The organism is Nonlabens agnitus (genome assembly GCF_002994045.1).
GTDB classification, from domain to species: Bacteria; Bacteroidota; Bacteroidia; order Flavobacteriales; family Flavobacteriaceae; genus Nonlabens; species Nonlabens agnitus.
Window position 1 is genome coordinate 952,016 of record NZ_MQUC01000003.1, and the last position, 13,548, is coordinate 965,563.

The following is a 13,548-nucleotide window of genomic DNA, read 5'->3' on the forward strand; positions in this document are numbered from 1 at the left end:
AAGCGATGTTGGTTCCTTGTTTAGCTTCCGCGACAGCGAAAAAACCACAAACAAAAAAGACCCTGAAATAAATCAGAGTCTTTTCTACTTTGTAGAGATCCCAAATCTGCGCTGCCGCTTGTTTGGGATAAGCGATACGTAGGGTTTTACTTAAGCAAATTCAAAAAACCAAAAAAAGACCCTGAAATGAATCAGAGTCTTTCTTACTTTATTGAGATCCCAAATCTGCGCTACCGCTTGTTTGGGATAAGCGATACGTAAAGTTTTGCTGTTGCAAAACCAACGTCCTGCTTACTTCACTTCTTCAAAATCTACGTCTTCTACATCGCTGGTGTTATCCGTACCTTGGTCTGCACCTGCAGCGCCGGCATCTGGACCAGGTTGTCCACCTTGGGCATCTGCTTGTGCTTTGTACATCTCTTCACTGGCAGCGGTCCATACGGTATTCAATTTTTCCAGTGCTGGATCGATTTTCTCGATTTCTTTAGTCTCATAAGCGGCTTTCAAGTCGGCAAGAGCTTCTGTAATAGGAGCTTTCTTGTCGTCGCCTAGCTTATCGCCAAATTCTTCCAACTGCTGCTCCGTCTGGAAGATCATTTGATCTGCCTGGTTCAGCTTGTCGGCTTTCTCTTTGGCTGCTTTATCTGCTTCAGCATTTGCTTCTGCTTCCTGCTTCATTTTTTGGATTTCCTCTTCAGTCAATCCAGAAGATGCCTCGATACGAATGTCTTGTTTCTTACCAGTAGCTTTATCTTCTGCACTTACCTTGATAATACCGTTGGCATCAATATCAAAAGTTACCTCAATTTGCGGTGTACCACGACGTGCTGGTGGGATTCCATCCAGGTGGAATCTACCTATCGTCTTGTTGTCTGTCGCCATGGAACGTTCTCCTTGCAACACGTGGATCTCCACACTAGGTTGATTGTCTGCTGCGGTAGAAAATACCTGTGACTTCTTGGTTGGGATGGTCGTGTTGGACTCAATCAACTTAGTCATCACGCCGCCCATAGTCTCAATACCTAGAGATAGTGGCGTTACATCTAGTAGCAATACGTCTTTTACATCACCAGTCAATACACCACCTTGGATTGCTGCACCTACGGCAACTACCTCATCTGGGTTTACACCTTTTGATGGCTTCTTACCAAAGAAATTCTCAACGGCATCCTGTACGGCTGGGATACGAGTAGATCCACCTACAAGGATGATCTCATCAATATCGCTCTTAGACAATCCAGCAGCTTTCAATGCTTTTTCACATGGCTCGATGGTTCTCTTTACTAGGTCAGAAATCAATTGATCAAATTTGGATTTGGTCAATGTTTTTACCAAGTGTTTAGGTCCGCTAGCGGTAGCCGTTACATAAGGTAGGTTGATCTCGGTTTGTGCACTTGAAGAAAGCTCGATTTTGGCTTTCTCTGCAGCTTCTTTCAAACGTTGCAAAGCCATTGGGTCTTTTCTCAAGTCAATGTCTTCCGCACTTTGAAACTCGTCTGCCAGCCAGTCGATGATCTTTTCATCCACGTCATCACCACCTAGGTGTGTGTCACCGTCAGTTGCCAGTACTTCAAATACACCATCACCTAATTCCAGGATGGAAACGTCATGCGTACCACCACCAAAGTCAAATACCACGATTTTCTGATCCGTATCTTTTTTGTCAAGACCGTACGCCAGCGCTGCTGCAGTAGGCTCGTTGATGATACGTTCTACCTTAAGTCCAGCGATCTCACCAGCTTCTTTAGTCGCCTGGCGCTGGCTGTCGTTAAAGTAGGCTGGTACGGTAATTACCGCTCCAGTGACTTCAGTTCCTAGGTAATCCTCGGCAGTTTTCTTCATTTTTTGAAGAATCATAGCACTCAATTCCTGTGGTGTATACAAACGACCGTCGATATCGACACGTGGCGTGTTGTTATCACCTTTTACTACGCTGTAGGGAACACGGTCAGCTTCCTTAGAAACCTCGCTAAATTTGTTACCCATGAAACGCTTGATGGACGCAACGGTTTTGGTTGGGTTTGTTACGGCTTGTCTTTTTGCAGGGTCACCTACTTTGATCTCGCCACCTTCTACAAAGGCAATGACAGATGGAGTAGTGCGTTTCCCTTCTGCATTAGGTATTACCACAGGCTCGCTTCCTTCCATTACGGAAACACAGCTGTTGGTCGTACCTAAATCAATTCCAATTATTTTACTCATTATAATATGTTTTAGTTAGCAATTTTATTTTCTTGAACACTCTCTTAAAGTCAATGTTTGTGCCAGCAGATTTCAAATGACAAGCTGTCAGAAACTCGCTCAAATTGTCAGAATAATCTGGTATTTGCATTAGAAACCATGTCAGCATGGAGTAATGCGGTTCTGATGGAGTTCGCTTTCGCGAAAGCGAAATTCCCATTCCAGCATCAGGAAGAAACCCTGGGAACTAGTTGGTTCTCAAAAGCTTTCACCACAAGATTTTTAAGGGATACGGCAAATGCCCTATTGTCGCAGTCCTAGGATTTTGATAATTTCAAACAAATTCCAATCGATGAAAAATTACCTAGCAACCCTTGTGATTCTACTCATGGCAAGTTATGGACTGGCTCAAAAAGTAGGCGACAGCATACCTCAAGTAGAATTTAACCCTGCATTTGATCTTAATGGTTTTGAATTCCTGCCTAGAGTGACGATTCATGACAAGAACCTGATCAACCCCAAAAAACTGGAAGAAGGCAAAAAATATGATCGAATAGAGTTTACGCATTATGGTAAACAGCTTTGGTTTTCGGCTAAGTGTAAGAAGAATAATGGTCTCTTTTATGAATTTAAAAATGCCTCGCCTTTCAAATACGTGGAAAACGATGCACCCTTTGCAGCAGAAGGACCAGACAAGAACGGTTATATTCCTAATTCTGTACCTATCTATCACGGCAATGGGCAATTGTGGTATGAAGAGAAAATGTGGGATGCCGCGCCTGCGCAGCATTATTCCAGTATTGCTTTTAATGAAGACGGTAGTTTGTACCGCCAGCTCACGTACTATTACGGTAAACAGGAACCTCATCCCATCTTTGGTGAAAAAAGTCCAGGAATGGTAACGCCTGTTCCAGGTTACACTCCTAATTATCAAACCTATCCCAATGGGGTTTCCTATATGGGCTATCAACATGTGGGCACTCTATATACCAGTGAAGGCTGGGAAATCACCGGTTTTATGACGAGTCTGAGAAAGAGATTTGGAAATGGTGGCGTGTTTTTTATTGCCAATAGAGCGACTAATTTGTGTTACTGGGCCACGTTACTCAATTACAAAATCATATCCATACAACCAGCAGATTGTACAGAAAAACCAGACATTCAAGAACTCAATGAAAACTGGGATGTCAATCAGTACAACTGGGATGTGGATGCGTTCAGCAAGTCCAAAGTTACCGAAGAAGCCAAACAGGCCTTCATGGTACCAGACGAGCACTGGTACAAGAAATGGTATTTCAGTCTAGAGGTCCTGGAGGCAAACGCACAGCGTGAGATACCCAAAGATGGATACCATGTTAAGGTATTTCCCGTTACGAATCGGTTAGGAGAAGATGGATCGATGGTAGAGATAGGTATGTATAAAAACGGTAAGCTTCATGGTCAAGGTTTTACCGCACGCATTGATTACTATCCTGGTGTATATAATGTCACTAGATCCAGCAAGAGTGGCGAGATATTATTCCTGAATGCACGATGGGATTTAATGGCAGGAACTTTTGAAAATGGGAACTTTAAACAAGGGCGCAAATTCTCTACAGAAAATGCCTATTCCTTTGATAAGGATATTTTTACAGAGCCTGCTTACGACAATTACGATTTTGTAGGCAATAAGGAAAACTCTTTGGTAACCGGTGCAACCATAGGAATCAATGAAGTGTCCATGAAACACTATGTCTATATCAAGTCCTTGAAAAGAGTCCTGAGTCCCATAAGTGTGGACAAAGCAAAAGGCGTCATCACCGTACAAACCGATCGTCCAGGAACCACTCAGGATTTCATTATTGCAGATGGTGATATTTACGCATGGGATACCAGAATGAATTCCTATAAGGAAGCTTGTCCTACTGTTAAAAGAGTTCCCGTGTATAGAGAAAAAAAAGTATTGTTGTACACGCTACCTGGCGAGGTCAAAAGAACCGAATATAGAGTAGCGATGATGAGTGGTACTAAAGTCAATAGCAGTTACTACGTCGCGCCAGGTAAGGAAGTCTATGGCACAAAAAGCGAGGTGGACCATTATGAAACCCAAACCTGTCCCATTTGTAAAGGAACTGGCGTCCTGTACAAGTCAAAACAATCAGGCGGCTATGCAAAAGTCGTTTTCTAGCCGACAGTCGAGAAAAGGTTGTTTTCAAACGTCTATCAAACCTATTTCGAGCCGCCATACTGAGCCTGCCGAAGCAGACCGTCGAGAAAAGATTTTTCTTCCAAACTTCATAAAATCTGTTTCGAGCGACAGTCGAGAAAAGGTTTTTGTTCAGCGCTTCATCAAACCTGAAAAGCAGCCACAAAAAAAGCCCATCAAATCAATGATGGGCTTTCTGATATTTTGAAAAGGAGGTTTACATTTCTTCAGGCATCAAGATCGCAAGAATGTAATCTTCATTAAGATACTTCTTAGCCACTTCCTGAACATCTTTGGTAGTCATTTTAGCTACCTCAGCTTCAAAGTTCATCATGCTGTTAGGATCACGTTGATCACGGCTCGCATTGACCAAGTTGCTCAACCAGAATCGGTTGGATTTCAAGTCTTCCTTACGCTCTAACAAATAACCTTCTTTAACTTTATTCAAGTCTTTTTCTGATGGGCCATTTTCCTTAAGATTGGCAATTTCCTTTTGAGTAGCGGCAACCAGTTTCTCTACATTATCAGGACCACATGGGAAGGATACGCTAAAGTTGAAACCTGGTTCTGGGATTTTACTCATGCTACCACGAGCGCCACCACCATAGATACCACCTTCTTGTTCTCTTAAAACTTCAATAATTCTTATGGTTAATGCTTCGCCTAACGCGTCCACGGCAAGATCTTCTTGAGCACTGTACGCTGGAATGTCATAATCCCATCGCATCTGTACCAGACTTTTCTCTTCAGTTCCTTTGTTTACAGTGATCTCACGAGTTCCCTGCTTTTCTTTCCAGTCAAAGGTCTTGTACATTTCCTTCTCACCGGTAGAAGGTAAGTTAGCCAGATATTTTTTGGACAATTCCATCACGGCAGCTTCGTCCACATTTCCAACAAGGAAAAAGTTGAAATCACCAGCGTTGGAAAAACGTTCCTTATACAATTCATAAGCACGCTGATAATCTGCAGCATCATAGGCAGCCTCATCTGGGAAACCAGCATATCTAGGGTTGCCTTGATTACGCATTTCATTCACTTCATTACTAAAATACGTCTGCGGATTTGACATCATGCGACCTATGAAAGACTTCTGCTTAGAGATAAAGCTGCTGTATGCTTCTTCATCCATGTTGAGATCTGTAAAATACAAGTGTATCAATTGGAACATGGTTTCCAGATCCTGTGGTGTGGCAGATCCGCTTAAATTCTCTGTGGTACTTCCTATGAATGGACGCACGCTAACGAGTTTTCCAGTCATGTACTTATCCATATCTGTAGCCGATAATCCAGCGACACCAGCTTCCGTAAGACCGCCGTTAGCAAAAACGGTAGCTAGGTAATCTTCATCAGAATATAAGCTGGTACCACCATAGCTGTAGGCAGACATTAATATTTCATCGTTTTTGAAATCAGTCATCTTGATTGTTACGGTAGCGCCATTGCTCAATGTGAAGGTCTTGGTTCCTAACTTCTCATTGGTTTCTGTATTGGTAATACTACCAGGAGCCGGTAATTCTTCAATAAGATTTTCACGCACCTCTGTATCTTCATAAGGAGCGACTTCTGCAGTAGCTACTTCATTGACCACTTTTAGGATATCTGCCTCAGTAGGCTTGTTTTCAGTGGTTGGTCCTGTAAAGACAATCGTTCTGTTATCGTCGTGGATGTACTTTTCGATTTTGGCATTTACCTCATCTACTTGGATGCCTGGCAATAATTCCATCGTCTTTTCATATCTCCATTCTGGACTTGGTACAACGCCACCATTCAGGTAATTGTTCACGTATTGACCTACCAGACGACCGCTTTCTGTTTTATCGCGATTGGCATAGAAGGATTCAAAACTGGATTTGTAGGCCGCTTTTGCACGCTCTAATTCCGCCTCGCCAAAACCATACAGCTTGACACGTTGATTTTCTTCAAGAACCGCTTTCAAAGCTCCCAATTGTCCGTCTGGTGCAGAACCTGCAAAAGAAGAATAAGCATTTTTGTTTTTGGCTACCGTACCACCATAACTGCTACTCGCAAATATGAATGGTGGGTTAGGCTTCTGTGTTAATTCCTGCAAACGATTGTTGATCATAAAGGAGAACAATCCATTGACAAGATCGTCGCGATAGTCACCAACCGTTGTCGTAGGCTCTGATTCAAAAGTATCTTTATAGCTCACGTTGATAGAGGCAAAGGTGGCTTCTGGATCCTGCGCTATCGCTATCTTAGTATCGTTGTGATTAGGTAGATCAAACGTGGGACGTTCTCTTGGATTCTCATTAGGCTTGATTCCAGCAAAATGATCCTTGATTTTTTGCTCCATGATTGCTGGATCAAGATCACCTACCGCAACTACGGCCATCAAGTCTGGACGGTACCAGTCGTTGTAAAATCTTTTAAGTACTGCTGGTTCAAAATTTTTGAGAATCTCGTCTTTACCTATAGGCAAACGCTCTGCATATTTAGAACCATAAAATTGAACAGGAATGGTCACCTTGTTCATACGATCACTGGCACCTTTACCATTTCTGGATTCTTCAAGAACAACACCACGTTCATCGTTGATGGCGTCAGTTTCCAACAGCGCACCGTGTGCCCAGTCTTCAAGAATGGTAAATCCTTTTTCCAGTTTCTCTGGATCGTCACTTGGAATAGGCAAGATGTAAACCGTCTCGTCAAAACTGGTGTAGGCATTTAAGTCAGCACCAAATTTTACACCTATTCCCTGTAGGTAATCTACCAGTTCATTTTTCTGGAAGTTAGTAGTACCATTAAAGTTCATGTGCTCCATAAAGTGCGCAAGACCTCGCTGGTCATCATCTTCCAGGATGGACCCTGCATTGACCGCAAGACGCAATTCTACCTTATCTTCTGGCTTACCATTGTTTTGCACGTAGTAGGTCAGACCGTTGTCTAAAACACCCATGCGCACGCTGGGATCCATTGGGATCTTTTGATTCATTCCAGGCATTGCTGGAGTCATGGACTCGCCCGCACTGGTATCTTGATTGTCTACAGTAGAAACATCCGTTTTTTTCTGGTCTGTCATTTTTGGAGAACAGGCAAGAATCAACGATGCGGCAAACACGTAATACACCTTGGTTAATTTCATAATTTCTGGGTTATAGTTTAGAAAGCTTTAAAAATAGGTGTGGAAAACGTGGATTCATAATATTGTAAGGTGTTTCTTTAACTATTTCGCTTTCGCGAAAGCGAACTCATCTCAACCTCTATTTTGTATCTCGACGAATATTTTTAACACTTATCGTTAAAGTGAAAACTGAAATGAAGCTAAAATTTTACTTTCGCAGGAATTTTCTTAACCTATGACTGCATCTTTACGATCCATTATTCTTGTTGTTTTGACCGCCACGATCGTGGGCTCCTGTGCAAAACGTGCCATTCAAACGCGCGGTATCGCTACACTTTCTACTTCAAACGAAGAATACCGTAGTTTCTATCTTTTAGGAAATCTAGGTGTTAATCAGGCTCAAGATCCATCAGTATTTGATCAAATGGTGAATCACATTGCAGATCAATCACAACCGCAAGATTATGTATTGGTTCTGGGCGATAATGTTGATGCCGAATCCCTGCGTAAAAAGGACGAGGATTCTAAAGACAAAGAGCAGCTTACCAAACAACTCAACCTACTCGCTGATAAAAAACTGAATGTACTGGTATTGCCAGGCGATGAAGACTGGAATGATGAAGGAATTTCAGGTCTTAAAAATATTGAAGAGCTTACCGAGGAACTTTTAAACAATGATGAAGCGTTCCAGCCTGAGAATGCATGTCCTATTGAAGAAGTGGATATCTCTGACAGTATGCACCTTATCGTAGTGGATAGTGAGTGGTACATTGAAAACTGGGATAAAAATCCCGAATTCAATGATGAATGCGAGATCAAAACCAGAGAGAAATTCATCAAGGTCCTCGCCGATGCCGTAAGAAAGGCAAGACACAAGACCGTGATACTAGCCATGCATCATCCTTTGTATACTAATGGCGTCCATGGTGGTACGCTAGGCTTGCGCATGTTGAGCACGCCTAAACAGGAAAACGCCTACCTACCAGGCGTTGGTTTTCTATACAGTTTTGTAAGATCACAGGCAGGTCTGTATCCGCAGGATCGTTACAATCCGTTAATGAATGAATTGATGGAAGAGATCGAGACCATAGGTAGTGGCATCGATCGGCTTATTGTGGTGTCTGCTCATGAAGAAAGCCTGCAGTATATGGACCATGATAATATCAAACAAATCATTTCAGGAGCAGTGACCGCTACTAACGTCGCTTCTTTGGGAAAAAAGGGGAAATTTAGTGCTGGTAAATTGGGGTTTGCAGAGCTGCGCGTTTTCCAGGATCAGAGTTCGCAAATTTTTTTCCATATCGTCAATGAAAATGGAGACCTAGAAGAAGTCTATGCCGCCGATTTATTTGAGCCTAAAGAAGATTATGACATCGCTAGTTTACCAGCCGTAACCGCCAAAACAGTAAAGGCAAGCGTCTATCCTAAAGAAGAAACCGAAGTCGATCAGGATTATGAAGAATTTTATGGCAAGCACTACCGCAGACTTTACGGTCTTGATGTGGAAGCGCCGGTCGTTTTACTGGATACTTTATACGGCGGCCTCAAGGTAGAGCGCGCTGGTGGTGGTAATCAAACTCAAGGATTACGTCTTGTGGACAGTCTGGATAGAGAATTCAATATGCGTGCTTTGGAAAAAGATGCGCTCCAGTTTCTCAAAAGTGCAGGCTACGATAAGCTGGATGCCGACAAATATTTTGCGGAAACTTTGCCACAAAAATTGATACGCGATTTTTATACCGCAGCGCATCCTTATGGTGCTTTTGCGGTGCCTCGATTAGCTGGAGCCATCAAGCTAAGCCACACACACCCTAAATTGTTTTACGTTCCCAAGCAGCCTGTATTAGGGAATTTTAATGAAACTCATGGAGACCGATTATATATGATCGTGGAGAAACCAGATGATAGCTTTGACAATGCACATATGTTTGGGTATAACGAAGATGTTGAGAGCACGGACGATCTATTTGAAAAAATTAGGTCTGATGAGGAATACACCGTTGACGAGGAACTTTACATACGCGCCAGAATATTTGATATGTTGCTGGGCGATTGGGATCGTCATGAAGATCAATGGCGCTGGGCTGAAATCAAGGTCGATGAAGACCACAGCAAATTTGAAGCGATACCGCGCGATAGAGATCAGGTTTTTGCGCGATTTGATGGGAAGTTATTGGAGTTCATGAATGGTGCCATAGGCAGTACCAAGCAATTCGGGAATTACGGGCCAGATATTGAATACATCAAACAATTCAGCCGAAGCGCGATACATCTGGATCGCGCCGTATTGCAGCGTTCTTCTATGGCAGATTGGGAAAAGCAGGTACAATACATTCAGGACAATATTACTCCTGAAGTAGTAGAAAAAGCCTTCAATGAAATGCCTGAAGAGGTCAAGGATGAACAGTGGTTGCAGACACAGCAGGATTTGCTTTCGCGAAAGCGAAATCTCAATAGCATCGTGCAACGCTACTACAAGCATTTTCTAGAATTTCAGACCTTGAAAGGAACTGACAAGGACGACAGATTCACCATCGATCGAGCTCATGGGAAAACCACCATCAATGCCTACCGCATCAAAGACGGCAAGTCAGAAGATGTGCTGTTTGAACGAACTTTTAGGGATGATGAAACCGAAGAAATCTGGATCTACGGTCTGGATGATGACGATGAGTTTATCGTTACTGGTGATGGCGACAGTAAAATCCGCATTGTAATTGCTGGAGGAAAAGGCAAGGATATTTATGATGTCAAAAACGGGAAAGGTATTTCCATATTTGATTACAAAAGTGAGGAGAATGATTTGAGCAAAGCCAGTGATGCCCGCAATATCTTGCGAGATGATTATGAAATCAACCATTACGATCACAGGAAATCACCAGCTAATAAAAGTACTTTCAGTCTTGAGATGGAGTACAATCCAGATGATGGATTCCGCCCGCAATTGGGTATTGAAAAAGCTACCATCGGTTATGATCGCAATCCATTCACCATCAAATATGGTGTCAATGTGGATTACAGATCTTTGACCCAAGCGGCTGTTTTTGATGGCTATTGGTCAAAAGCTAATGTTCTAGGGCAATGGAACCTACAAGTAGATGCCAGCATCACCACCAATAATTATACTGAGAACTTTTTTGGTTACGGGAATGATTCCGCTTTTGATAAGGATACCGATTTTGATGTGAATCGGGTCTTTTTGCAACGCCAGTCCATTGGTGGCTCCATTTACAAAATGGGAGATTATGGGAGCAGTTTTACATTTGGTTCCCAGTATGAAGGCATCGAAGTAGAGCCCAACATTCCTGAATATACCAATGTGAACAATGAGCGCGATGATTATTTCAAGGCATATTTCAATTATGAATTCAAGAGCATTGACAATAATCGTTTCACCACACGAGGCATGTGGCTTAAAGGTGACTTTTCCTTTACGGACAATCTAGCCAACGGCGAACATTTTGTAGGTGTAGATCCTTCATTGACTTTTTGGAATGCCATAGATGATAACCGCAGATTGATCATCAAATCTGTCATTGCAGGACAATTGCGTATGGGCGATGCACCTTTGTTTTACCAAGCAGCACGTCTAGGTGGCGCCAATGGCTTGCGCAGCTTTAGACAGGAACGCTTTACAGGTAATTATGCCTTAAATGCCAGCGTGGATTTGAGATATGACGCAGCACCTATCAAAACGCGATTACTACCGCTACGATTGATTCCTTATGTAGGTATTGATACAGGTAGGGTTTGGGTTTCTAGAGATACAGTTAGTACATTCCATACTAGTTATGGTGGTGGTATCGAACTTGCATTTCCAGGTTTGATCAAAGGATCCATTTCCTATTTTACGGGAGAAGAAGGCGGCCGTTTGGCCTTCGGGATCTATTTATCCAAATAACTAAAACCTCAAATCCTGCTGTTGTATCATAAAGATGGCAGGTCGTTTATGAAGATCCTCTTTATTATGTTTCCACTGTGAGATGGGTTGTGTGAGAATGAACTCTGTAGGCAGTGTGATATCACAGGCAACGCACAACATCGTTTCTGGATGCAGGTTGTTACACAATACCTCAAGCATTTTGTTATTGCGATAAGGCGTTTCAATAAACAATTGTGCCTGTTGCTCTTGTTTGGAGCGTTGTTCCAATTCCAATATTCTACGTTTACGATCCTTGTTATCAATAGGCAAATAACCATTAAAGGCAAAGTTCTGACCATTCAAACCGCTGGCCATGATGGCCATTAAAATGGAGCTGGGACCTACTAGTGGGATGACTTGGATACCTTTTTGGTGCGCGATCGCCACCACATCTGCACCTGGATCTGCCACGCCAGGTACACCAGCCTCGCTCATCAATCCCATGGGTTTGCCTTCTAGGCAAGGCTGTAAAAAGGACGGAATTTCAGAAGGTTCTGTGAACTTGTTGATTAATGAAAACTCAAGAATGGACTGCTCCTTTTCAGGCAGTAGGCTTTTTATGGACCTACGCGCGGTTTTTTCATTCTCCACGATGTAGTGATCCACCAGTTCTACCACTCGCTGGATCGATGCCGGCATGACGTCTAGCGGTTCTACATCGCCCAAGGTTACTGGAATCAGGTATAGTTTTCCGTGAGGTGTTGCCATGATGGATCTGGAGTTATGGGTTGATTTTTTGTTTGATGGATGGTAGATGAGTTCGCTTTCGCGGAAGCGAAACTATTTTAAAGATCAATGATACGGTACACCTTGCGTTGTCTCAAATAACTTTGAACAATGTGCCTAGTGTCGCGATCTTCTGGTATTTCCGTAATGATATTTTTTAGGATTTTAGGGTCCGTAAACTGGATTTGTAGATCTACAAAACCGTAACCTTTAACCACGCCATCCTCTATAAGAATTACACTGCGTTCTGTATGTTCCCTGCCGCGATCCACTAGAATGCGCCTTTTGATATTAAAATTGTGTAGGTTGTACACCTCGATCGCTCTCTCGTTGTATTGCTCTACAGTTTCCTTTTGAATGCAAGCACCGTGGCAATGGCCGGTTTCATATCTACTGCAAGGACCTTCGGTTTCCTTTTCCAGTCCAGATAAAATCACGCATAACTGGTATTCTTCCACCATTTTTTCCATAAACGATCTCGCAGACTTACCATTGCTGAAGGTGGTGAAGTAATTATTGTTTCGTCTGGTGGACTGTACAGAGTAGGTGATATAGCCATGATCATCACTGCCTGAAAAAATCCCGTGACTAAAACGTGGCTTATTGCTTTTCTTGTTAAACTTAGGTTTATGCTTTTTCACTTCAAGGTGTTCCTTGAGTAGAGCGAGCAGATCGTTACCGGTCTTTTCATACCTCACATTTTCCACTTGCTTGCTCATTTCTACAGATCGTCTGCGATCTGTGGTGAAATGCTGTGTGAGGCTCTTTTTCATATTACGGCTGCGGCCTATGTAGATCAATTGATCTTGATCGTCATAGAGGTAATACAAACCTGTGGATGCTGGCACTTTTTCCAAAAGCGTCTTGAGGTTGTTAGCCACCACGGTTTTAGGAAAAGACTTTAGGCTTTGCTGTAAGATGCTTTTAGAACTGTCCTTGTTGAGTAGGAGTTTGAATAGTTTAACCGTTGCCAGTGCGTCGCCAGTAGCACGATGCCTATCGGTTATAGGGATGCCCAGATTTCTCACCAGTTTGCCTAAGCTATAGGTTTCTTGTTCTGGCATTAATTTTTGAGCAAGTTCTACCGTACATAAGGTTTGCATGTCAAATTCATAACCCAATCGCTCAAACTCCAATCGCAGCATGCGATGATCAAAATTGGCATTGTGCGCGACAAGTATGGTTCCATCCAGGATTTCTATGATGCGTTTTGCAACCTCGTAAAATTTAGGAGCGCGTGCGAGCATCTTATTATTGATGCCGGTAAGTTTGACCACGAACGGCTGGATTTCCTTTTCTGGATTGATTAGGCTGGCAAATTGATCCACGATCTCATGACCGTCAAATCTATAAATCGCCACTTCAGTAATTCCTTCTTCATTGAATTTACCACCAGTGGTTTCTACATCAACTATTGCGTACAAATACTAAGTTTTAAGTCCGTCCCATTTT

7 protein-coding genes are annotated in these 13,548 nt (G+C 42.7%); 3 read left to right on the forward strand and 4 right to left on the reverse strand.

Annotated features, from left to right (window positions below; all coding sequences use genetic code 11):
• Window positions 1-291: 291 nt before the first annotated feature.
• Complete coding sequence (dnaK, locus tag BST86_RS04425; RefSeq protein WP_105982215.1) at window positions 292-2,202, reverse strand: molecular chaperone DnaK; 1,911 nt, start codon at window positions 2,200-2,202, stop codon at window positions 292-294.
• Window positions 2,203-2,340: 138 nt separating this feature from the next.
• Between dnaK and BST86_RS14870 the strand changes: the two genes are divergently transcribed.
• Both BST86_RS14870 and BST86_RS04430 read left to right on the forward strand, forming a co-directional pair.
• Complete coding sequence (locus BST86_RS14870) at window positions 2,341-2,502, forward strand: hypothetical protein (protein ID WP_172443314.1); 162 nt, start codon at window positions 2,341-2,343, stop codon at window positions 2,500-2,502.
• Window positions 2,503-2,533: 31 nt separating this feature from the next.
• Window positions 2,534-4,348 (forward strand): hypothetical protein, encoded by a 1,815-nt coding sequence (locus BST86_RS04430; protein ID WP_105982216.1) that lies wholly within the window; start codon window positions 2,534-2,536, stop codon window positions 4,346-4,348.
• 235 nt (window positions 4,349-4,583) lie between these two features.
• Here BST86_RS04430 and BST86_RS04435 read toward each other — a convergent pair whose 3' ends face one another.
• Window positions 4,584-7,469: a M16 family metallopeptidase gene (locus BST86_RS04435; RefSeq protein WP_105982217.1), complete on the reverse strand. Its 2,886-nt coding sequence runs from the start codon at window positions 7,467-7,469 to the stop codon at window positions 4,584-4,586.
• Window positions 7,470-7,683: 214 nt separating this feature from the next.
• Here BST86_RS04435 and BST86_RS04440 point away from each other — a divergent pair, with 214 nt between their 5' ends.
• Window positions 7,684-11,349, forward strand: a complete 3,666-nt coding sequence (locus BST86_RS04440; protein WP_105982218.1) for a metallophosphoesterase — start codon at window positions 7,684-7,686, stop codon at window positions 11,347-11,349.
• Here BST86_RS04440 and BST86_RS04445 read toward each other — a convergent pair whose 3' ends face one another.
• A complete protein-coding gene (locus BST86_RS04445) occupies window positions 11,350-12,078 on the reverse strand; it encodes an SAM-dependent methyltransferase (protein WP_105982219.1) in 729 nt (242 codons plus the stop codon).
• Between the two features lie 77 nt (window positions 12,079-12,155).
• A complete protein-coding gene (locus BST86_RS04450) occupies window positions 12,156-13,520 on the reverse strand; it encodes an exonuclease domain-containing protein (RefSeq protein ID WP_105982220.1) in 1,365 nt (454 codons plus the stop codon).
• Window positions 13,521-13,548: the final 28 nt, after the last annotated feature.